The sequence below is a fragment of the Minwuia sp. genome (assembly GCF_048007105.1).
Taxonomy (GTDB): domain Bacteria; phylum Pseudomonadota; class Alphaproteobacteria; order Minwuiales; family Minwuiaceae; genus Minwuia.
In genome coordinates, this window is the sequence record NZ_CP180352.1 from 2,598,593 (window position 1) to 2,620,418 (window position 21,826).

The 21,826-nt window shown below is 65.3% G+C and carries 21 protein-coding genes and 1 tRNA gene; 8 read left to right on the top strand and 14 right to left on the bottom strand.

What is annotated here, in order from left to right; translation table 11 throughout:
* Positions 1-34 precede the first annotated feature (34 nt).
* The 3 genes from acs to ACMVY4_RS12550 all read left to right on the top strand — a co-directional run bounded on the left by acs (position 35) and on the right by ACMVY4_RS12550 (position 3,016).
* Positions 35-1,984, top strand: coding sequence for an acetate--CoA ligase (gene acs, locus ACMVY4_RS12540; protein ID WP_416896363.1), 1,950 nt, complete (start codon positions 35-37; stop codon positions 1,982-1,984).
* A gap of 52 nt (positions 1,985-2,036) precedes the next feature.
* Positions 2,037-2,570 carry an inorganic diphosphatase gene (ppa, locus tag ACMVY4_RS12545; protein WP_416896364.1) on the top strand — a complete coding sequence of 178 codons (534 nt, stop codon included), beginning with the start codon at positions 2,037-2,039 and terminating at the stop codon, positions 2,568-2,570.
* Positions 2,571-2,638: 68 nt separating this feature from the next.
* The gene (locus tag ACMVY4_RS12550) at positions 2,639-3,016 is read left to right on the top strand and encodes a hypothetical protein (protein WP_416896365.1); all 378 of its coding nucleotides are present in this window, start codon (positions 2,639-2,641) and stop codon (positions 3,014-3,016) included.
* A gap of 11 nt (positions 3,017-3,027) precedes the next feature.
* On the opposite strand, the gene ACMVY4_RS12555 is transcribed toward ACMVY4_RS12550, so the two are convergent.
* Complete coding sequence (locus ACMVY4_RS12555) at positions 3,028-3,204, bottom strand: hypothetical protein (protein ID WP_416896366.1); 177 nt, start codon at positions 3,202-3,204, stop codon at positions 3,028-3,030.
* A 71-nt stretch (positions 3,205-3,275) separates the two neighbouring features.
* On the opposite strand from ACMVY4_RS12555, the gene rmuC reads away from it, so the two are divergent.
* Positions 3,276-4,670: a DNA recombination protein RmuC gene (gene rmuC / locus ACMVY4_RS12560; RefSeq protein WP_416896367.1), complete on the top strand. Its 1,395-nt coding sequence runs from the start codon at positions 3,276-3,278 to the stop codon at positions 4,668-4,670.
* 73 nt (positions 4,671-4,743) lie between these two features.
* Here the strand turns inward: rmuC and infC are convergent, their stop codons facing one another.
* From infC to phhA, 7 genes are all read right to left on the bottom strand, one after another.
* Positions 4,744-5,265 carry a translation initiation factor IF-3 gene (gene infC / locus ACMVY4_RS12565; RefSeq protein WP_416900309.1) on the bottom strand — a complete coding sequence of 174 codons (522 nt, stop codon included), beginning with the start codon at positions 5,263-5,265 and terminating at the stop codon, positions 4,744-4,746.
* 96 nt (positions 5,266-5,361) lie between these two features.
* A complete protein-coding gene (thrS, locus tag ACMVY4_RS12570; RefSeq protein ID WP_416896368.1) occupies positions 5,362-7,305 on the bottom strand; it encodes a threonine--tRNA ligase in 1,944 nt (647 codons plus the stop codon).
* A gap of 98 nt (positions 7,306-7,403) precedes the next feature.
* Positions 7,404-8,801: a sensor histidine kinase gene (locus ACMVY4_RS12575; RefSeq protein ID WP_416896369.1), complete on the bottom strand. Its 1,398-nt coding sequence runs from the start codon at positions 8,799-8,801 to the stop codon at positions 7,404-7,406.
* A complete protein-coding gene (locus tag ACMVY4_RS12580) occupies positions 8,798-10,210 on the bottom strand; it encodes a sensor histidine kinase (protein WP_416896370.1) in 1,413 nt (470 codons plus the stop codon). Before ACMVY4_RS12580 ends, ACMVY4_RS12575 begins: the two co-directional genes overlap by 4 nt.
* A 62-nt stretch (positions 10,211-10,272) precedes the next feature.
* On the bottom strand, positions 10,273-10,944 hold the full coding sequence (locus tag ACMVY4_RS12585) for an EthD domain-containing protein (RefSeq protein WP_416896371.1): 672 nt from the start codon (positions 10,942-10,944) through the stop codon (positions 10,273-10,275).
* Between the two features lie 23 nt (positions 10,945-10,967).
* Positions 10,968-13,163 carry a N,N-dimethylformamidase beta subunit family domain-containing protein gene (locus tag ACMVY4_RS12590; protein ID WP_416896372.1) on the bottom strand — a complete coding sequence of 732 codons (2,196 nt, stop codon included), beginning with the start codon at positions 13,161-13,163 and terminating at the stop codon, positions 10,968-10,970.
* 26 nt (positions 13,164-13,189) lie between these two features.
* Positions 13,190-13,975, bottom strand: a complete 786-nt coding sequence (gene phhA, locus ACMVY4_RS12595; RefSeq protein ID WP_416896373.1) for a phenylalanine 4-monooxygenase — start codon at positions 13,973-13,975, stop codon at positions 13,190-13,192.
* A gap of 49 nt (positions 13,976-14,024) precedes the next feature.
* On the opposite strand from phhA, the gene ACMVY4_RS12600 reads away from it, so the two are divergent.
* Entirely contained in the window at positions 14,025-15,479 is a 1,455-nt protein-coding gene (locus tag ACMVY4_RS12600) for a sensor histidine kinase (RefSeq protein WP_416896374.1), read from the top strand.
* On the opposite strand, the gene ACMVY4_RS12605 is transcribed toward ACMVY4_RS12600, so the two are convergent.
* The 3 genes from ACMVY4_RS12605 to ACMVY4_RS12615 are packed head-to-tail and all read right to left on the bottom strand — an operon-like array spanning position 15,476 to position 17,329.
* Positions 15,476-16,339: a S49 family peptidase gene (locus ACMVY4_RS12605; RefSeq protein WP_416896375.1), complete on the bottom strand. Its 864-nt coding sequence runs from the start codon at positions 16,337-16,339 to the stop codon at positions 15,476-15,478. The genes ACMVY4_RS12600 and ACMVY4_RS12605 overlap by 4 nt on opposite strands.
* Before the next feature lie 5 nt (positions 16,340-16,344).
* Entirely contained in the window at positions 16,345-17,139 is a 795-nt protein-coding gene (locus ACMVY4_RS12610; RefSeq protein ID WP_416896376.1) for a tRNA1(Val) (adenine(37)-N6)-methyltransferase, read from the bottom strand.
* Positions 17,123-17,329 (bottom strand): DUF2007 domain-containing protein, encoded by a 207-nt coding sequence (locus tag ACMVY4_RS12615; protein ID WP_416896377.1) that lies wholly within the window; start codon positions 17,327-17,329, stop codon positions 17,123-17,125. The genes ACMVY4_RS12610 and ACMVY4_RS12615 overlap by 17 nt, the downstream gene beginning before the upstream one ends.
* A 127-nt stretch (positions 17,330-17,456) precedes the next feature.
* On the opposite strand from ACMVY4_RS12615, the gene ACMVY4_RS12620 reads away from it, so the two are divergent.
* Both ACMVY4_RS12620 and ACMVY4_RS12625 read left to right on the top strand, forming a co-directional pair.
* Positions 17,457-18,476, top strand: coding sequence for a polyprenyl synthetase family protein (locus ACMVY4_RS12620; protein ID WP_416896378.1), 1,020 nt, complete (start codon positions 17,457-17,459; stop codon positions 18,474-18,476).
* A 75-nt stretch (positions 18,477-18,551) separates the two neighbouring features.
* Positions 18,552-18,628, top strand: a tRNA-Pro gene (locus ACMVY4_RS12625).
* A 265-nt stretch (positions 18,629-18,893) separates the two neighbouring features.
* On the opposite strand, the gene ACMVY4_RS12630 is transcribed toward ACMVY4_RS12625, so the two are convergent.
* Positions 18,894-19,760 (bottom strand): pirin family protein, encoded by an 867-nt coding sequence (locus tag ACMVY4_RS12630; RefSeq protein ID WP_416896379.1) that lies wholly within the window; start codon positions 19,758-19,760, stop codon positions 18,894-18,896.
* Positions 19,761-19,877: 117 nt separating this feature from the next.
* Here ACMVY4_RS12630 and ACMVY4_RS12635 point away from each other — a divergent pair, with 117 nt between their 5' ends.
* Positions 19,878-20,792 carry a LysR substrate-binding domain-containing protein gene (locus tag ACMVY4_RS12635; protein WP_416896380.1) on the top strand — a complete coding sequence of 305 codons (915 nt, stop codon included), beginning with the start codon at positions 19,878-19,880 and terminating at the stop codon, positions 20,790-20,792.
* Between the two features lie 17 nt (positions 20,793-20,809).
* On the opposite strand, the gene ACMVY4_RS12640 is transcribed toward ACMVY4_RS12635, so the two are convergent.
* Entirely contained in the window at positions 20,810-21,319 is a 510-nt protein-coding gene (locus tag ACMVY4_RS12640) for a DUF1772 domain-containing protein (protein WP_416896381.1), read from the bottom strand.
* Between the two features lie 67 nt (positions 21,320-21,386).
* Positions 21,387-21,797: a DUF4345 domain-containing protein gene (locus ACMVY4_RS12645; protein WP_416896382.1), complete on the bottom strand. Its 411-nt coding sequence runs from the start codon at positions 21,795-21,797 to the stop codon at positions 21,387-21,389.
* Positions 21,798-21,826 lie beyond the last annotated feature (29 nt).

The window sequence follows — 21,826 nt, forward strand, 5'->3', positions numbered from 1 at the left end:
CCGGCAGAGAAGAACCGGACTACGGAGGGCAATGATGAGTGAGGAAGCGATCCACGAGGTGCCGGCGGAGGTCGCCGCGAACGCGCTGATCGACAATGACGGCTATCTCGAGATGTACGAGAAGTCGGTTGCCGACCCGGAAGCCTTCTGGGGCGAGCAGGGCAGGCGGATCGACTGGATCAAGCCCTACACGCAGGTGAAGGACGTTTCCTACGACCAGTCCGATCTGCATATCCGCTGGTACGCCGACGGCACGCTGAACGTGGCCGCCAACTGCCTCGACCGTCACCTCGCCGAACGCGGCGATCAGGTGGCGATCATCTGGGAAGGCGACGACCCGGCGGACGACAAGAAGATCACCTATCGCGAACTGCATGAGGAAGTCTGCAGGTTCTCCAACGCGATGAAGGCCCGTGGCGTGAAGAAGGGCGACCGCGTCACCATCTACATGCCGATGATCCCCGAGGCCGCGGTGGCCATGCTGGCCTGCGCCCGCATCGGCGCAGTCCATTCGGTCGTGTTTGGCGGCTTCTCGCCCGAGGCGCTGGCCGGACGGGTCGAGGATTGCACCAGCAACTGCATCATCACGGCCGACGAAGGCCTCCGCGGCGGCCGCACCGTACCGCTCAAGAAGAACACCGACGAGGCCCTGGAGCATCACGCCGACGCGAAGGTCGACACCGTCATCGTCGTGAAGCGGACCGGCGGTAATGTGTCGATGAAGGAAGGCCGGGACGTCTGGTACCACGACATCATGGCCGACGCCTCGGCCGACTGCCCGCCGGAGGAGATGAGCGCCGAGGATCCGTTGTTCATCCTCTACACGTCGGGTTCGACGGGCAAGCCGAAGGGCGTGATGCACACCTCCGGCGGCTATATCGTCTACGCGTCGATGACCCACAAGTATGTCTTCGACTACAAGGACGGCGAGATCTACTGGTGCACAGCCGATGTCGGCTGGGTCACCGGCCACAGCTACATCGTCTACGGACCGCTGGCCAACGGCGCGACGACGGTGATGTTCGAGGGCGTGCCGAACTACCCGGACGTTTCCCGCTTCTGGCAGGTCTGCGACAAGCACGACATCAGCATCTTCTACACCGCGCCGACGGCGATCCGTGCCCTGATGGGCGCCGGCTCCGATCCGGTGAAGAAGACCAGCCGGAAGTCGCTGCGCATCCTCGGCAGCGTCGGCGAGCCGATCAATCCTGAAGCCTGGAACTGGTACTACGATGTGGTCGGCGAGGGCCGCTGCCCGATCGTCGATACCTGGTGGCAGACGGAAACCGGCGGCATCCTGATCACGCCGCTACCCGGCGCCACGGCGCTGAAGCCCGGCTCGGCGACGCGGCCGTTCTTCGGTATCAAGCCGATACTGGTGGATGAGCAGGGCAAGGAACTGGACGGCGCGACCAGCGGCAATCTCTGCATCACCGACAGCTGGCCCGGCCAGATGCGCACCGTATATGGCGACCACGAGCGCTTCATCCAGACCTACTTCTCGACCTATCCCGGCCGCTACTTCACCGGCGACGGCGCGCGGCGCGATGAGGACGGCTATTTCTGGATCACCGGCCGCGTCGACGACGTGATCAACGTCTCTGGCCATCGCATGGGCACCGCCGAGGTCGAAAGCGCGCTGGTCGCGCATGACAAGGTCTCCGAGGCGGCGGTCGTCGGATATCCGCACGATCTGAAAGGGCAGGGCATCTACGCCTATGTCACGCTGATGGCGGGCCAGAACCCGTCCGACGACCTGAAGAAGGAACTGGTGCAGTGGGTGCGCAAGGAGATCGGACCGATCGCCTCGCCCGACCTGATCCAGTGGGCTCCGGGGCTGCCAAAGACCCGGTCCGGCAAGATCATGCGCCGCATCCTGCGCAAGATCGCCGAGGACGATTACGGCAGTCTGGGCGACACCTCGACACTGGCCGAACCGGCCGTGGTCGATGACCTGATCGAGAACCGGCAAAACCGCCGGTGAGCCTGGAGAGGGGTCGCTGCGGCGGCCCCTCTGCATTTGCGGGAGCGCGCGCATGAACATCAACCAGATACCCGTCGGCAAGAACCCGCCCTGGGACGTCAACGTCGTGATCGAGATCCCGATCGGCGGCGAGCCGGTCAAGTACGAGGTCGACAAGAACTCCGGTGCGCTGTTCGTCGACCGCTTCCTGCATACGGCGATGTACTATCCCTGCAATTACGGCTTCATCCCGCACACCCTGGCCGATGACGGCGATCCGGTCGATGTGCTGGTGGCCGGTCAGCAGCCGGTGATACCCGGCGCCGTGGTCCGCGCGCGGCCGGTCGGCGCCCTGATCCTGGAAGACGAGGCGGGGATGGACGAGAAGCTTCTGGCGGTGCCCGTCGACGCCCTGCATCCCTACTACACCGGGATCTCGTCCTACCGGAACCTGCCGAAGATCCTGCTCGACCAGATCTCACACTTCTTCGAGCACTACAAGGATCTGGAGCCGACCAAGTGGGTGAAGGTCCATCGCTGGGCGGAACCGGACGAAGCCTGCCGGATCATCGAGACGGCCATCAAGGCGGGCGCCGAGGCCGACTGACGGCATTTACGTCTTCTTCACACAGTCGGCGCTACCCTCGAATGTACGGGCAAAAGAGGGCATTTCCGATGGCCGAGACGCTGGCAGTAAACAAGATCGACCTCGACGATTTCACCGACGCCGAGCGCTGGGAAGCCGAGGACATGGTCCGCCGCTTCGGCGCGGAAGCCGAGAACATGGCGACCGAGCGGATGATCGAGGTTCTGGATGACGGCGATGTCACCGCAATCATCTCCCAGCTCCGTCTCCGGCGCTGCATCCGCAAGATCGGCCAGAAGGATCCGTACATGCGGCGTCTGACCGACAAGATCGCCGCGGCCGCCGAGCAGGCGCTGGAGCAGGGCAAGGTCTCGCTGGCCGCGCGGCTGAAGCCGGCCTTCAAGGCCGCGCGCGAGGTCGAGCGCAAGTTCCAGATGGACCGCCGGGCCGTCGACAAGGCCGCCTGATCCGCCGGGCGTCAGCCTTTCCAGAGATCATAGGCGAGCGCGATACCGGCGCCGATTCCGACCCAGATCGCAGCGTATCGAAGGCCGGTCCGGAAGCTTGTCTGCCGCGAAAGATAACCCGGCACCACCAGCACCAGCAGGCAGAGCAGAAACACGACACCGGCGATCAGTCGGCCTTCTTCGCTCATGCCGAACGCCTAGCATGTTCGCAGTCCGTTCGCCAGTGATGTAAGCTGTCTCCGATTCTCCGGAGGCAGTGATGGAACAGACAGGCATACAGTTCTGGCAGGTCGTTCTGGCGGCAGGTGCGGCGGCTCTCTTGGTCGGGATCGCACTCTGGCTTGCGGTGCGTCGGAGCCTGGACGGCCGCTCCGCGCTCGACGCAGCCGAGACGGCGCGGCGCGAGGCGGAAGGCCGGGCCGAGCGGCTCGACGAGGCCGTGCGGCGGCTCGAGGTCGAGAAGGCGGGGGACGAGAAGGCCTTCAGGGAACAGGTCGATCGACTTCAGGAAGCGCGGGATCAGATTTCCGCTCAGGCCCGCGAGATCGCCACGCTGACCATCGAGAAGCAGAAGGACGCCGAGCACGCCGAGGCCCGGATCCGGGAGCTGGGCGAGGCCCGTGAGAAGATGAGCAAGGAGTTCCGCCTGCTGGCCGAAGAGGTCATGGAGAAGCACGGCCAGACCTTCAAGCAGCAGAACCGGGAGCAGCTGGACGTGCTCCTGAATCCGCTGCGCCAGAAGATCGTGGAGTTCCAGACCGGCATGACCGACGCGCAGAAGCAGGCGGCGGCGGGTCGGGCTCAGCTCTCGGAACAGATCCGGCACCTCAGCGAGCATTCCAGCCGCATGACCCAGGAGACGGTCAATCTCACCCGCGCTCTGAAGGGCAGGGCGCAGACCCAGGGCGCCTGGGGGGAGATGGTGCTGGCGACGATTCTGGAGAAGTCGGGTCTTCGGGAAGGCGAGGAATACGTCACGCAGCAGAGCGAGACCATCGACGGACAGCGGCTGCGTCCCGACGTGGTCATCAATCTGCCAAACGATCACAAGATCATCGTGGATTCAAAGGTTTCTCTCGTTGCATTCGAGGAATTTGTGAACGCTGAGAATGATGAGTTGCGTGACGCCGCCCTGAAGCGTCACGTGACCTCGATGCGTGCCCATGTGAACGAGCTGGCGAAGAAGGACTACAGCCGCATCTCCGGCCAAACGCTGGACTACGAGATCATGTTCGTACCTATCGAGGCCGCGGTCTCGGCAGCCCTGCAGGCCGATCCCGCGCTGACCGCCTTCGCGATCGAAAAGAACATCGCCATCGCGACACCGACCAACCTGATGATGGCGCTGCGCACCGTGGGCGGGCTCTGGCAGGTCGAGCGGCAACAGAAGAATGCCGAACAGATCGCCGACCGGGCAGGCAAGCTCTACGACAAGTTCGAGGGCTTCGTCAGCGACATGACGCTGATCGGTACCCATCTCGAACGGGCTCAGAAGGCGCATGGAGAAGCGGTCGGCAAGCTGGCCGGCGGTAGCGGCAATCTGGTGCGCCAGGCGGAGATGCTGAAGGACCTGGGCGCTAGGACCAAGAAGACCCTGCCGCAGGAACTCGTCGACCGGGCCGGCGTCGAGGCCATCGAAGCCGCGGACGACTGAATCTGGTCAGGACGAACGAAGCCCGCGCAGTCGCCTGCGCGGGCTCCGGAAAAAGAACCGGCCGAAACGCGGTCTAGCGCGGGGCCAGCACCATGGTCATCTGGCGGCCTTCCGTGCGGGGATGGCTCTCGACTTTCGCAGTCTCGGCCATTTCCTCCTGCACGCGCCTCATCACGACCATGCCGAGATCCTGATGCGCCATCTCGCGACCGCGGAAGCGCATCGTGACCTTGACCTTGTCGCCGTCACCGATGAACTCGACGACCTTCTTCATCTTGGTCTCGTAGTCGTGGTCGTCGATGTTCGGCCGCATCTTGATTTCCTTGACGTCGACCGTCTTCTGCCGCTTGCGGGCAGCATTCGCCTTCTTCTGCTCCTCGTACTTGTACTTGCCGAGGTCCATCAGCTTGCAGACAGGCGGTTTCACATTGGGCGAGACTTCAACCAGGTCGAGCCCGATGGTCTGCGCCGCGCGCAGCGCATCGACGGTGGCGACGACGCCGTGATTGTTGCCTTCGTGATCGATCAGCCGGATTTCGCGGGCGTCGATCATGTCATTGGCGCGCGGTCCATCGCGGACCGGGGCCGAAGTAATAGGCGGACGAGCTATGAGAACCTTCCTTCGTGTCTGTTGTTGCTCGTAGTATTCCTGCTTGCCGCGATGTCAAAGCGCGGCCGGAGGCACTTCCCGCTACCTTAGATCGGGAGGTGTCCCTTCTCTGACAAGGATATCAATCGCCTCATCAAGGGCAAGAACTTGTTGCTGCTTGTCGCCGAGCCGGCGCACGGAAACGGTGCGCTCCTCGGCTTCGCGCTTGCCGACCACCAGCATGACCGGGACCTTGGCCATGCTGTGCTCCCGGACCTTGTAGTTGATCTTCTCGTTCCGCAAATCGCTTTCGATGCGGATGCCCGCAGCGGCGGCGGCCTCGGCTACCTCCTTCGCATAGGCATCGCCTTCGGAGGTGATGGTCGCAACCATCGCCTGCACCGGCGCCAGCCAGAGCGGGAAGCGGCCGGCATGTTCCTCGATCAGGATACCGGCGAAGCGCTCGAACGATCCCAGGATCGCGCGGTGCAGCATCACCGGCCGGTGCCGCGCGCCGTCCTCGCCGACATAGGACGCGTCCAGCCGTTCCGGCAGGACGAAGTCCACCTGCAGCGTTCCGCACTGCCAGTCGCGGCCGATGGCGTCGCGCAGAACGAATTCCAGCTTCGGTCCGTAGAAGGCACCCTCGCCGGGATTCATCTCGTAGGGCAGGCCGACCTTGTCGATGGCTTCCTGAAGCGCGGCCTCGGCCCGGTCCCAGACCTCGTCGGAGCCGGCGCGCACGGGCGGACGGTCTGAGAACTTGATCCGGACATCCTCGAAGCCGAAGTCCTTGTAGATCGACAGCAGGAGCTCGCAGAAGATCGCGCTCTCGGTGTTGATCTGGCTTTCCTCGCAGAAGATGTGCGCGTCGTCCTGGGTGAAGTTGCGCACCCGCATCAGACCATGCAGCGCGCCCGAAGGCTCGTAGCGGTGGCAGCAGCCCATCTCCGCCATGCGCAGCGGCAGCTCGCGGTAGCTCTTCAGGCCCTGGTTGAAGATCTGCACATGGCCCGGGCAGTTCATGGGCTTCAGCGCGTAGAAGCGTTCGTCCGATTCCGAGATGAACATGTTCTCCCGGAATTTCTCCCAGTGCCCCGAGTCCTCCCAGAGCTTGCGGTCGACGAGCTGCGGGGTCCTGACCTCCTTGTAGCCGGCCGCGTCCAGCCGCCGGCGCATGTACTGTTCCAGCTGCAGGTAGAACTTCCAGCCCTTCGGATGCCAGAAGGCCATGCCCGGCGCCTCTTCCTGGATATGGAAGAGGTCCATCTCCCGGCCGAGGCGGCGGTGATCCCGCTTCTCCGCCTCTTCCAGCATGGTCAGGTAGGCCTTGAGCTCCTTCTCGTTGCGCCAGGCGGTGCCGTAGACGCGCTGGAGTTGGGCGTTCTTCGCGTCGCCGCGCCAGTAGGCGCCGGCCAGCTTGGTCAGCTTGAAGGCATGGCCCAGCTTGCCGGTCGACGGCAGATGCGGTCCGACGCACAGGTCCTTCCAGTCGCCCTGGGTATAGACCGAGATCTCGTCATCGGCCGGCAGGTCGGAGATGATCTCCGCCTTGTATTCCTCGCCCATGCCGCGGAATTCTTCGATGGCCGCGTTGCGATCCCAGACCTCGCGTTCGAAGGGCAGGTCCCGGTCCACGATCTCGTGCATCCGCTGCTCCATCGCCTCGACATCTTCGGGGGTGAAGGGCTCGTCGCGGGCGAAGTCGTAGTAGAAGCCATTCTCGATGGACGGACCGATGGTCACCTGGGTGCCGGGAAACAGTTCCTGCGCCGCCTGGGCGAGCACATGCGCCGCGTCGTGCCGCAGCAGCGGCAGCACGGTCTGGTCGTCGGATTTGACGGTGACGATCTCCAGATCGCAGTCGCCCGGAATCGGACGCTTCAGGTCCCAGAGCCGGCCGTCCAGCCGGACCGCCAGCGCGGCCTTCGCCAGGCCCGGACCGATCGCTTCGGCGACGTCCAGCCCGGTCGGCGTCTTGTCAAACGTCATCTGCTTGCCATCGGGCAAGGTGACGGTGACGCGCGCGGGGTTCTGGACGTTCATCTCTCCGGACTCCAATGGTTCATCATGCCGGGCTGGCCCCGGCGGGCGGACTTTATGGTTGCATGGCCCTTAGTCAAGGGCGGAGGGGCCGGAATGCCTCAGCTTGCGGCCTCGAAGACCAGCCGTACCTCCAGGCCGCCGCCCTCGCGCCGGCTCAGCTCCACCGATGCGCCGTTGGAACTGGCCAGACTCCCGGTCAGGGCCAGGCCCAGACCCAGCCCCTCATGCTGGCGGTTGAGGCCGCTGTCGAGCTGCATGAACGGTTCCATGGCGGCGTTGAGCCGGCCTTCGGGGATGCCGGGCCCGCGGTCGGCGACCGAGATCGCGATCCGTCCGTCCGGCGTTCGCCGGGCGACGAGTTCGATGATCGATCCCTCGGGCGAGAATTTCGCTGCGTTCGACAGAATGTTGTCGAGCATGCGGTCGGCCATGCTCTGGTTGGCGAGGAGCGCGATGCCCGGATCCGCCTCCACCGCTGGCGCAAGGCTGCGCCGGGCCAGGGCATCGGACCAGCGGAGCACGCCGCGTTCGAGATAGCCGGCGGCGTTGATGCCGATGCGGTTCGGCGTGACCGGCGTGGCTGTGGCAATCGCATTGACCTGGGAAATGATGCTGCTCAGGCGCTGCGCGCTGGCGGCGATGTCGTCCATATAGCCTTGGGCGCGGGCCGGCTCGATCGCTGCACGGCCTTCGCCGCATGCGGCGTCCAGCACCCGTCGCACAGGCAGTTCGAACTCGGTCCCCACGGCGGCGACGAAACGCGACTTCGTTTGCTCGTCGGCCACCGCCGCCGCGGCGAAGGCGCGGGCGTGGTCGAGTTCCGCCCTGGCGGCAAGCAGTTCGCGGTAGTTGCGCCGGGTCAGGATCTCGCGCGAGTAGGCGTTCAGCGTTGTCGTTGCCGCAATGCCGGCGACCATCATCAGTTCGAAGAAGGTCTTGGATTCCGGCAGTCCCTTGGCCTGTGCTGCTGCGAGGATCGACCACAGTGCCAGCGGAACCGAGACCGCCGAGAACAGCAGGATCAGCCGGAAGCCGGCGCGGAAGTAGTTGGCGCAGAAGGCGTAGGTGACCGCCATCTCCATCAGGAAGAAGTAGCAGATGATGTCGCTTTCGGCCCAGGCGTGCCCGACCGCCGCGTTGGCGAATGCTGCCGATGCGGCGGCAAGAAAGGATACGTCCAGAAGCCACCAGCGCCGAACCATCATCACCGAGACTGTCAGTTCGAAGACGAGAAGCGGCAGGCAGACGAAAAGCCGGACAGGTTGCTCGGCGAGCAGGAACGCCGGATCCATCACGCCCATGACGATGATGATGCAGATATAGTAGCTCAGCGCGCAAGCGGCCCAGATCCGGTTCGTTCGAAGCCCGGCCGTGCGCCAGCTGCGCCGGAAGGCAGCCTCCATCTTGGGCGAAACGAAGTTCAGCGAGCCGGTGCGGATGCGTCCGCCTGCCCGGCCTTCCGGCAGTTCGGCCGCGCTGTCGGTAGCGGCGCTCATCCGGCCTTCCTCTGGTTGCTGTCCGGCGACAGGGGCAGACGGTTCACCAGGCTGGCCGGTATCCGGAGCGCGTGCACGGTGTCGCCGTCCTGCCGTCGGATCACGCAGAACCTTGCGCCCTGCGTCCGGGCCTGAATGGCGGCCAGTCCGCCCGGGTCGGCGGCACTGGCGGGCCAGGCGGTTCCTGGGCGCAGTCCGGACTCGCCGCTCTGTCTCAATGCCCAGAGCACCAGATCGCCGTCTGCGGTGGCGGTCGAGGCCAGCTGAACGATGGGCCCGTCGCCGGTGCGGATCGCAGCGTTCAGGGCGCTGTCGAGAACGAAGGCGTAGACCGAGGGGTCTCCCTGGACGATGTGCCGGCTTTGCGACAGGTCGCCGGATGTCCGGAACCGGAGCGCCGGATCGGCGCCCGAGGCCCGGGCGCAGGCATCGTTCACGGCTTCCTCGAGATCGAGATGCATCCAGGGTTCGGGCGCGCTGCCGAGCGGGGACTCCGCCGAGGCGAGGACCAGTTCGACCAGGTTGCGCAGCTGGCGGGCATTGTTCTCGATCTGGCGGAAGCGGGCTGCAACCTGCGGTGACAATGCGCCGCCGACGCCCAGCTGAGCTATCTCGGCATAGCCGCTGATGCCGTTCAGCGGCGTCCGCAATTCATGCGCGGCCATCGAAAGGAAGCGCGATTTGGCCTCGGCGGCGGCGCGGGACCGGTCTGCCAGTTGCGCCGCCCGCGATCTCAGCATTCGTGAGCGCTGGATTTCGCGGAAGTTCCGGCGCGCCATCACCTCCCGGGCGTAGGTTGCAAAGCTGCATGTCAGGGCCAGACCGACGGTTGTCAGGACCAGCATGGGGGCAGGCACGTCGGGCGTCCGGCCGAATGCCGTCCCGAGCGAGAAGGCGGCAACGGCGCCGGCCGTGCCGGTCAGCGTGAAGACGATGATCATGTCCCAGCGCGCGGCGAAGTAGCACTGGACGAAGATGAAGATCATGGCGCATTCGAACAGATACATGCGCCGGTCCACGATCTCGGCCAGCGTGTAGCTGTAGACGGCATTGCCGAATGCCGCGAATGCGGTGGCCAGGAACAGGCCGTAGTAGAGGCCTTCGCGCGGGCGATCGGAGAAGGCGTAGATCAGGCTGACGCCCATCAGCGGCAGGACAACGGCAAAGCGGAACCACTGGAATTCGATGAAGCCGGGACTGCTCACGAAGGCAAGGAACAGGGCCATGCCCGCATAGCCCGCAAAGGCGGCTGTCTTCCAGACCGTGTTGACCTTCCGCGTGACCTGAAGCCAGCTCTCGCGGTAGGCGCGTTCGGTGCGGTCGTCGCGGAATCGGAGCGGCACGGCCTTGAGCGCGAACTGCCGCGCCAGATCCTCCTGAAAGGGCCCGTCTGAAACCGTAACGCTCATCGGCGCATCATGCGCCGGAAACTCTTAAGCCGAGGTAAGCGGCGCGGGCCCTGAATCCCCTGTCATCCGCGGATCACGTGCTCTTTCGTGATGACGAAATCCAGCTTGTCGTGGTCAATGAAATTCGGCTCGTCGGCCATGGTCGCCTTGTATTGTTTCGTCTCCGGCGAGGCCCGCATGTCCGCCATGGAGTTGAACCACACCATCGCGAAGCCGTCGCAGAACGGCTGACGTCCGTTGGCGTAGGCCGAAAGTCTTGCGTGATTCTGGATGTAGCGCCGGACGGCGGGAATGGATGCGCCGAGGGGGCCGTGGATCTCCCGCCAGTGGCGCTGGCAATCTTCGACGGTCATGCCCTTCCTGCGGTGCACGATCTCGATGATCTTGAAGCCGTCCGCGGCGACGGGCTCGTCCTTCATCACAAGTTCCTCGACCAGCAACAGCTGCATCGAGGAGCGGTCGATGAATTTCTCCTCGTCGGCGACCAGCTCCGGCCAGACCGGACTCTCGGCATTGCGCTTCATGGTCTCGGTGTCCGGCCACCAGGTTTCGGCAAACCCGTCGTGGGGCAGGGCGCGCTTGTCGTAGCCCTGCTTCAGCGGATGGTCCTGAACATAGCGTTGCAGGCCGTCCAGCTTCAGCACTGCCTTTGGATGCTCATTCAGCCAGTAGTCCTGGAACTCGTCGACCGGCATCCCCGGCCGGCGTTTGAAGGCAAGTACGGATTTGATCATGGTGCTCCTCCCCAGGTGCGGTTTCAGCCGGTCTCGCCGGGCATTTCGAACGGCGCCGGATCGGCGAAGCGGCGCACGACATTGGTCGTCAGCTTCGCGAGATCGTTGTCGAAGCCGTTGACCGGCAGCGCTGAGGCGTAGGCGATCGACCCGGTCGAGAAGACCGCGCCGCCATTCGGGCATTCGAAAAACGTCATGTCCGCCCGCACCTTCGGATCGTCGAAGGGCGGGATGGTGGAAAGGAACTCCTCCTTGGTGCGCAGCATGTCGGGCCCGAGATCCTCGGAGGTGGCGACCACCAGCGCGTGCGCCGGCGATCCCAGCCGGCCGTCGCAGCGATCGATCTCCTCCCCGGCCGCACCGCCGCCGAGCAGGCCGGTATTGCCCACCACGTCGGCACGGATACCTTCGAAGATGAAGGCGGCGCGGGGGTCGTCGGCGCCCGGCATGCGCCGATAGTAGCCGCTCTTGTCGAAGCCCTGCGCGGCGAATCCGACGCCGACCAGGCGGTTGGGCGCGCGGCCGATGCGGCGCCACAGGCCGCCATATTCCCCGTTGAAGGCGTGATAGTACTCGCCGGGCTCGGCGATCCAGGCCCGCGTGCCGTCCTCGGCGCGGCGGACTTCCAGCACGCCGGGCAGGTCGTCATGGAAGGCGACGCGCCAGTAGAAGCCGTTGCCGCCCATGTACATCAGCCGCCCGCCCTGACCGAGCCAGGCCTCGAAGCCGTCCAGCATCGCCGTCGAGTGATACTCGGGGTGGGAGCCGGTGATGACGGCCCTGTAGGGCTTCAGCAGGGCGTCGCCGTGGGTGTGCAGGTCCTCGTCGGTGATCACGTCATAGGCCTGACCGGCATGTTCCAGCCAGCCGATGATGTTGCAGTCGGCCGGCAGCCCCCAGAGCCGGTTGTCCACGGGCTTCATGTTGGTCACCGGCCGGAGCCGGGAGGCAATCGCGACGCCGGAACGGTCGTTGTGCAGATCGTAGGTCGAGTTGCCCATCTCCGGATGCGTGCCGAGAAAAGCGTCGTTGGCGTTGTTCGGGCGCCCGTCGCCGAAGATCGGGTTCGCCTTCAGCCTGAGCCGGTAGTTCGCATAGGCGAGGTAGGAAGCGGTCGGCACCAGAAAGGCCACCGGCGCCGTGGCCGTACCGAGTGGCGGGCGCACGGCGAAGGGGATGTAGTCGACATCCTCGCCATGCTCCAGCCGCGCCGCATACAGACCGCTTGGAAGGTCCGTCGGCACCTCGAAGCTGAAGTCCGCTTCCCAGCCCGCGTCGTAGAGGTCGTCGTCGTGGAAGTGGATCGCGCCGTACTGCCCGGGCCTTTCCTGCCAGTTGTGGGTGCTGCCGTCCCAGTTGTGGCCGGTCATGGCGCGGGTCGGGATGTTGACAAGTGTGCCGTGCAGGCCCCTTGGCCCAAGGTCGGTAACGGACTGTGTGTCGATATCGCGGCTGAAATCCCAATGGCCGAGCAGTTCGTCGCGCAGGGCCGCGTCGGGTTCGGCCGAAAGCAGGCGGTCGATGCCCGCGGCATCCAGCGCCCGTCCGGCCATGCGCGGCCGGTCGATCTTGCCGTTGAAGTGCGCAACGGCCTCACCGTTCGAGATACGGGCGGCAATGGTCACTGGCTGGTCCGATGACCGGATTGGTGCCGCGTCCTGCAACGCCGCAATCCTGACGGCGGCGTGGACGCTGACCGCCTGTCCTGGCGAGAGGCTTTGCGGCTGCTGGGATATCGTCACCTCGCCGCTCGCCGGGTCGTAGCTGGCCGACACGCGATACCAGTACCGGGGCCGCAGGGGAGCGCCGGTCGATATCGTCTGGCCGGCGATCTGCAACGCTGCCGCGCCGGTTTCGTCCAGATTGAGGCAAATGCCGTCACCGCAGCCGATGATCGTCTGGACCCCGTTGCCGGGCCGTGTCGGCCAGATCCAGGCGGCGAGGGTCACACCGTTCGAAGGATCGGGGTCCGGCACCGCCCCGGTGACGGCGTAGGAACCCGTCCGGACGGGCTGATGACGGCCCGCATGTTCGCCCTCGAAGGTGGAAGGCACGTCGTCGTAGATCATGCCGCCATCGGGTCCGCGTTCGCCCGAGCGGATCCTGACGAGGCTGGCCCGGTAACCGCCCGGCGCGTAGGTCGACACCATGAAGCGCACCGTGCCGCCGGTCTCGACCGAGAATGGATCGCAATAGCCCGTGATGGTCTTGTCCCGCATGTTCCTCCCCCTTGCCGGACCGAACGTCAAACCCGCCTGTCGGTCTCCAGCACCGTGTCCGGACTGATGGCGGGTTTGCCTTTCAATTCATCATAGTAAGGCGAGAAATCGGGACGTGTCGCCTCGAACAGCTGATCGTAGCTGTCGATGACGAAATAGGTCTGCTGGAAATGGTCGATGATGTAGTCGGTCTGCATGATCCGCATCAGATCGAACGCGAGGCGGTTCGGCGCGGGATCGTCCAGCGCAAAGATGCTCTCGCCCTTCGAGGAAACGATGCCAGCGCCGTAGATCCTCAAGCCTTCGGGCGTCGCGATCAGACCGAATTCCACTGTGTACCAGTAGAGCCGCGCAAGGTTCTTCAGCGCGCCAAGCCGAAGTGCCTTGAGGCCGCCGCGCCCGTAGGCGGCCATGTAGTCGGCGAAGACCGGATTGAACAGCATCGGCACATGACCGAAGCAGTCGTGAAAGCAGTCGGGTTCCTGCAGATAGTCGAGCTGCTCCGGTTTGCGGATCCAGTTGGTGACCGGAAAGCGGCGGCGTGAGAGCAGGTCGAAGAAGACCTCGTCCGATATCAGACCCTGGACCGCGACGATCCGCCATCCGGTGGCGTCCTCCAGTCGGTCGGAAAGCCTTTCGAAGTTCGGTATCCCTCCGGCGTCGACGCCCAGCGCGTCCAGGCCGTCAACGAATTCCGGGGCGGCCCGACCGGGCAGCATGGCAGCCTGGCGTTCGAACAGCAGCCGCCAGGTTTCGTGATCCTGGTCGGTGTAGGCCTCGTAGCCCTGATCGATGATCGCGTCGCGTGACATGGCTCCAGTGTAGGTCCGCCATGCGCCCCTTCAAGCGTGTGTCCGCACGATGTTCAGTTCCCCGGCGCTGTTCTGTACAACGGTGTCAGCAGGGATTCGCCCGGAGTTTGCGGCATTAATGGAAGAGCCGGATTTCGCCATCCACCCGCTCACGCTCCGGTTTCGCGACCGGACGGTCGAGGCCGCGTTCCAGACGAGCTGGTTGCGGGGCACCATGCCCATGCGGCGGTTCTGGGCCATCGGCGCTATTCTGGTCTACGGCCTCTACTCGACGCTGATCCTCGGCGCGTCGGCCCACGGCTTTGCCGACCTGCACTGGTTCCGTTTCCTGGTCTGCCTGCCGATTCTCGTACTTGTGGCGGGCGTAACGGTCTCCGGACGGGCGACGCCGACAATGCTCAACACCCTGTTCCCGATCGTGACCGCGGCGCCCTTCGGCAATGCCTGCTTTGCCTATGCGACGACCGGGGGCGAGGAGTCGCTGCTTTACCTTTATGAGATGGCGTCGCTTTTCGTCTGTTCCATCTTCTATTTCCCGATGTTGCTGGTGCCGCTGCTGATGTTCATCGTGATCGGCACGGCGATGTCGTTCGTGACCTTCTGGAGCGTCTGGCTGGCGGCCGGTCAGGGTTGGGATGCCATCGCCGTTCAGACCATGTTGTTGCTCGGCCTGACGGCGGCAGGCATCGCGGCGGCCTATTCGAAGGACACGCTGGTCCGAAGGAATTACCGCGCCAGCCAGATGCAGCAGGCGGCGCGGCGCGATGCCGAGATCCTGGCCCGATCGGCCCAGGCTGCGTCAGAGGCGAAGTCGCGCTTCATGGCGATCCTGGGGCATGAGTTCCGGACCCCGCTCAACGCGATCATCGGATACTCTGAGCTGATGCGCGCCACCACGCCGCCGGATGCGCTTTCGGCGGCAAAGTGGCCGGAATACCTGGACGATATCCATCACAGCGCCGCCAAGCTTCACCATCAGATCGAGAACGTCCTCATGCTGGTCCGGGACGATCAGTCGCCGCTGCGCCTGAATGCCGAGCGTTTCGATCTGGCCGTGACGGCTTCCGCTGTCGCGGCGCGCCTGCAGGACCGGGCCGATCAGCGGTCGATCAGTTTGAACGCGCCGGGGGAGTTGCCGCCGGTCGAGATCACGGCGGACCGCTGGATGACCGAGCGGATGGTCGGCGAACTGCTCACAAATGCGATCAAGTTTTCCCGCGCCGGCAGCGAGATCAGCCTCAGCGTCGGCAGGGGTGAGGGCGGCGTGTGCCTGTCGGTGACCGATCGGGGCGACGGCCTCGACGCCAGCGCGCTGGGCACGGTGTTCGACCCGTTCGTCCAGACCGACGATGACCTGAACCGCCGGAACGACGGTCTCGGCCTGGGGCTGTCGCTGGTGCGAAAGATGATCGAGGCGCATGGCGGCCGCATCGAATTGGAACCGGCCGAGGGCGGCGGCACCCTTGCCCGGCTGTTCTTTCCGGACGCCGCGCCGGCGGCCTAGAGGCCGAAGCGGCCCCAGCTTGTCCGCGCTTCGATCTCGGAAGCCGCCTGGGCGGCCAGATCGGGCGCCGAGGCGCCGCCCAGCAGCCGCCGGATCGGCGAGGAGCGGGGCGTCAGCCGCTTGAGAACGAGATCCTTTCCGAACCGCGCCCGCAGCACCGAGTCCATGTCGCCCAGTTCGTCGATCAGGCCCATGCGCTGCGCTTCCGCGCCGAGGAAGATCTCGCCCGAGAACATTTCCTTGTAGCGGCGGCGGTTCAGCTTGTCGCCGCGCCGCGCCTTCACATGGTCCATGAACTGCTCGTGAATCTGCTTCTGGATCTCGTGCAGCCGGGCGACGTCCTCCTCCTTCTCCGGGCTGAAGGGATCCATCATCACCTTCTTCTCGCCGGCGGTATGGATGCGCCGCTCGATGCCATAGCGCTGGATCAGTTCCTGGAAGCCGAATGAGGCCGAGATCACGCCGATGGAGCCGACCACCGAGGCGGAGTGCGCGAAGACCTCGTCGCCGGCTGCCAGCAGCCAGTATCCGCCGGAGGCTGCGACATCCTCGGCGAAGGCGAGAACCGGGACCTTCTTCTCTTCGGCGCGGCGGCGGATGGCATCGGAAATCAGCGCCGACTGGACCGGCGACCCGCCGGGGCTGTTCACCTGCAGCGCCACAGCGGTGAGGCGTGAAGGCTTGAACGCCTGGTCGATCATGGACTGCAGTGCGTTCATGTTCAGCGAGCCGGGGCGGAGCGGAGTGCCGCGTCCCGGGGCGATGACGCCCTCCAGGCGCAGCACGGTGACCACGGGCCGGTTGCGGCGGTGCTGCAGCCACTGGCGGGGATTGCGGTAGATTTTCGGACGGTCGGACATTTCGCCTATGTATCCCGCCTGGCGCGGCTTGCAAGAAGTACAGGCCCTTCGGACCAGAAAACCGGCGCGGCATGGCGGAATATGGCTGCGGCCAGGGCCGTTTCACGGCCGTCCTGGTGATGCAGCCGCAACGGCTCCAGCGTTGCCACCCGGCCGCTGCCCGGCCGAAGCCGCAACAGGTTCCGCTTGGCCGGCTTCGCGGGGTTCCCCAGAACGGGCCGGACCTCGGCGTCAAAGGTCACGGGGCGCGCCGCCAGCGCCTCGCCCGTTCGTTCGGCGCGCAGGATGAAAACGGCCTCGCCGCCGGGTTTCAGCGCGGCAACAGCGGCCGCGATCCACTGGACCAGCGACGCGCCGGTCTCCGCCCGCGCCCGGTCGCGGTCGGGATCGGGCGACCGGCGGTAGCGGCCCTCGACGAAATAGGGCGGGTTGGCGAGAACCAGATCGAAGCCGCCCGGCGGCGCCGGAGAGACAGCGATGTCGCCGCATAGCACCGCGGTCCGTCCGGCCATGCCATTCCGGATGGCGTTGAAGGCGGCGAGCCGGGCGGTGGGCGGATCGATCTCGAGGCCGGTCAGCGAAACATCCGGCCGCCGCCAGCCCAGACAAAGCATCGCCGAGCCTGTACCGCAGCCCAGCTCCAGTACTTTCCCGCCGGGCCGTGGATGCGACGCGGCAGCCAGCAGCACGGCGTCCGTGCCGCTGCGGAAGCCCTTCACCGGCTGGCGCAGCAGGATCCGACCGTCCAGCACCTTGTTGTCGGCGCCGGCGGGCATGTCGATATCAAAGCAGTCCGGCATCTTGCAGCAGCGCCCGGGCCGCGGCTTCGTCGTCGTCTGCGACCGCAAGGCGCTTCGGCAGGATGCCGAGAGAGCCCTCGAGCACGCTCATGTGCTGGTCGAGGACCAGTGGTTCGATGCCTTCGGCCTTCAGGACCGCCTCGGCAAAGGAGATCTCGACGGGATCGTTGGAGCGGAAGAGTTCCTTCATGGCGATCACATACGGGAGGCGGGGGGAGGCGACAACTGGTCCGCGCCGGTCCGCTTGACCGTATCACTGCCGTAATTATGGTCAGATGGCCGACGATGATGCGGCGGAACGTGCAGGAGCAGCGGACTTGAGCAATGTCGTTTCCCTGAAGGGGGGAGAGCCGGAGAAGCCGAACGGGCTCGAGATCCTGCGCCGGCGTGTCGATGACGGCATGGACCGGGTCAACGCGGTCATCCTGGACAAGATGCAATCCGACGTCGTCCTGATTCCGCAACTCGCCAGCCATATCATCGCCGCCGGCGGCAAGCGGCTCCGGCCGATGCTGACCCTCGCCGCGGCAGATCTGTGCGGCTATGAGGGCGAACGCCACATCCATCTCGCGGCCTGTGTCGAATTCATCCACACGGCGACGCTGCTGCATGACGACGTGGTCGACGAGAGCGACCTCCGCCGCGGCAACGCCACCGCCAACGCCGTCTTCGGCAATCAGGCCAGCGTGCTCGTGGGCGACTTCCTGTTCAGCCGCGCCTTCGAACTGATGGTCGCCGACGGATCGCTGGAGGTTCTGGCGATTCTCTCCCGCGCATCGGCGATCATTGCCGAGGGCGAGGTGATGCAGTTGATCACCACCAACGACACGGAGACCACAGAGGACGCCTATCTGGACGTGATCTCGTCCAAGACCGCAGCCCTGTTTGCTGCGGCCTGCCGGGTCGGCGGCGTCGTCGCCGAGGCGCCGAAGCCGCAGGTCGAGGCGCTGGACGCCTATGGCCGCAACCTCGGCATCGCCTTCCAGCTGGTGGATGACGCGCTGGACTATTCCTCGCGCAACGCCCAGCTCGGCAAGTCGGTCGGCGACGACTTCAAGGAAGGCAAGATCACCCTGCCGGTGGTGCTGGCCTTCCGGCGCGGCAGCGAGGACGAACGCCGCTTCTGGCGCCGCTGCCTGGAGGATCTGGACCAGCGCGACGGGGACCTGGAAGTGGCCCAGGAACTGATGGGCCGCCACACCGCGATCGACGACACGATCGAACGCGCGCGCCACTACGGCGCCAAGGCGCGGGACGCGCTGGAACTCTTCCCCGACAGCGAGTTGAAGACGGCGCTGAACGACGCCGTGCAATTCACCATCGAACGCGCCTATTGAGGCCTTGCGGGGTTGGAAGGCAGCCGCTATACAGCCGCTCGCCTCCCGGCGCGCCCTGGGCGCGCAGGCACCGGTCGGGGAGTAGCTCAGCCTGGTAGAGCACCGTCTTCGGGAGGCGGGGGCCGGAGGTTCAAATCCTCTCTCCCCGACCAACTAGTCTTAAGAAACCAGCAGCCGTGATAACGGGGCCAGAGAACCTGGGGCTTCGAAGTTCCTCCGGTTCTCGTCAGTTGCGCCTCTGTTGGGGCTGTTGTTTTCGGCTCCTTCTTCATCCCAATGATCCCACGATTCCTTTTGCTGTTCGGTGATCGTACCATCACCGGGCCGGCCTACAGTCGATTCATGAGTGGCGGACGGTGATCTGTTTGCCGTCTACGAAAACGGACAAGGCCTCGCGGGTGAATCGAGGTCAGCAGCTCAGTCGATAGCGCCGAGTTTGCCAGCCTCGTGGGCGTCGATCACCGCCGCCAGCTGGTCGGCGTCACTCATCGCGAAGGGGCCCTTCTGCACGAAAGGTTCGCGCAACGGGGTGCCACTCAGGAGCACGGCCTGACCGCCTTCACCGCTCAGCAGGCGGACCTCCTCGACGCCATGGGCCGCAAGCGCTGCGTTGCCGCTGAGCCGGTGGCGGATTCCGTCCAGTTCAACCTCGATGTCGCCCTGGATCGCGTGCAGCCAGACAGCGTCGCCGGAGTCGGGACGATGGGCGAAACTGCCGTCCGGCTGCAGGGTGATATCGAGGATCGTGAGGGGCAGGGCAGGCGGGGCGGCGCCGACAACGCCATTGCTATTGCCGGTCATCACCCGCACCCGATGTTCCGGGCCTTCGATCACCGGCATCTCCGTGGCGGGTACATGTCGCGCACCGGGTGCCTCCAGCTTCCTTGCTGCCGGCAGGTTGACGAACATCTGCAGGGCGTGGGTCCGCGAACCGGGCGTGGGCGCCTCGTCATGGATCGCGCCGCGGGCGGCATTCAGCCAGTAGAGATCGCCAGGGGCGAGTTCGATGTCGTTGCCCAGCGAGTCCCGATTGCGGAAGGTGCCCGTGCTGTCTTCGAACAGCACGCTCACCGCCGAGATTCCCGCATGGGCATGTGGGCCGAAGGTGGGTTCGGTCATGGTGAAGTGATCGACCATGATCAGCGGGTCCATCAATCCGTCAAGCTGACGATGGATGAAGCTGAGAGCTTCGAAGCCATCGCCTCTGGTCATCTTCTCCCCTTGCTGGAACGCGTTGATCGTGGCGTGGGACTTGTGGGTTGGAATGATGTTCTGAACGGTCATTTTCGCCTCCATTGCTGAATTTGAAGCTAAGATCAGAACGATACGGGTGAAATATGTTGAAACTGGAACATATCGTTCTGTATTTGGAACGATAACTGCGAGGGAGATGTCCGGATCATGGATCTCAATCAGGCCCGCTATCTGGTGAATGTGGTTGAGAAACAGGGGTTCTCGGCAGCGGCGCGGGCGCTGGGTATTCCCAAATCGAGGATCAGCCGGCAGGTGAAGAGCCTCGAGGAGTCCCTGGGCACGCGGCTCCTGAACCGGGATTCAAGACGCATGTCGCTGACGGAGGCGGGCGAGGCCTACTATGGTCACGCCAAGGCGGCGATGGAATGCATGATGGCTGCCGAAGCTGCGGTGCGCAGGGATCGGGACGTATTGGAAGGCACCGTCACACTGTCCTGTTCGGTCGGTGTCGCGCAGTTCGCACTCAGCCCGATCCTGCCACGTTTTTTGGCCGAGAACCCGCGCGTCGTCCTGCGACTTCAGGCCTCCAACGACTATGCCGACCTGATCAGTGAGGGCATCGACCTGGCCGTTCGGGGGCATCTCAGTCTGCTGCCCGACTCGGGGCTGATCCAGCGGCGCCTGACCGAAGTCCCGTGGCACCTGTTCGGTTCGCCCGGCATTGCGCAACAGATCGGTACTGCAGCTTCACCGACCGAACTCGAGGGCCAGCCCGGACTTGCGCATGGCTGGCGGCCCGGGGGCGACTCCTGGTCGTTGCAGGGGCCCGGCGGCAGCAGCGCCTCGGTTCCCTTTGCGGCGCGAATGCGCAGCGATGACATGGTCGCCCTGAAACAGGCGGCCGCAGCCGGGCTCGGTGTGGTGGCCCTGCCGGCCTATGTCTGCGCCGAGGATCTCGCCGCAGGTCGGTTGACGCGCCTCCTGCCGGAATGGATCGCCGGACTGCCGGAGATCAGCCTTCTGATGCACGAGCGCAGGGGCAACCCGCCGCAGGTCGATGCCCTGGCCGCCTTTCTGCGCCGCGAACTGCCGGAGGTCATGAACGGCGGCGGCAGCGGGTAAGGCGTCACTGTCAGACTTCAGGCCGGTTGCGCCTGACCGTGCGTCATCCATAGCAGCCCGAGAAGGAGCAGTGCGGCGGCAAGCGTCGCCGCGCCGGTCCGCACCGAGTTCCAGAAGGTCCAGCGCGGGACGTAGGTCCGGCTCCAGTAATTCCGCGTCGCTTCCGAGGTCAGGTCCATGCCGGCCAGCGCCTCATTCAACGGCACGTTGAAGACAACCGTCACACCGAAGCAGCCGATGAGGTAGATCAGCGCGGCGAACCCGATCAGCGTGCCCGCCGGGCCGGAAACCCCGATCCAGGCGTAGCCCGCGATCAGGACCGATACGGCGGCCATGCCGAGGAACAGAGCCATGAAGACCCAGCGGAAGACCTCGCGATTGATGACCTGCATGGCCTCCACGCCGCCGACGCCCCCGGTGCGGGCGAGCGACCGCATGATGAAGTCCGAGAACGCGAGGAACACCCCCGCGACCAGCGCATAGGCCAGGATCGAGATATGAATCAGGATCACGATGACAGCTGACATTGGTTGACTCCTTCGATTGCAACGGATGCGGCGGGAGTCCTTGCCCTCCCGCCGCATCGGATTGCGGTCATCGCGCGGCGAGGCCGGAGACGACGGGCCCAGCGCCCCGCCGGAATGCGAACAGGCACAGCGCGGCGATGGCGAGTTCGAGGACCAGCGCGCCCACGATGCTGCTCGACGGGATGCCGTCGATTGCAAGGCCGACCAGGCGACCCGCCGGAAACGCGAGGAATACGGTCAGCGCAGCCACGACCGCGCTCTGCCGCAGCGCCGGCCTGACGATCCCGGCCAGCATCACAGCTCCGAAGGCGGCAAGACCCGCGCCGGGCGCGCGCAATTCGCTCAGCAGGCCGGGGTCTTGCCCCAGAGCGATCCCGTAGCTTGCGTAGAAGGCATGTGGCGCTGCGAGGATGAAGCCGCCGATGCCGAGTGAAGTGAAACCGGCGACGCCGAGTGCGATTTTCTGGACAGGTGTCATTGGGTTTTCTCCTGGTTGGGCAGGCGCCC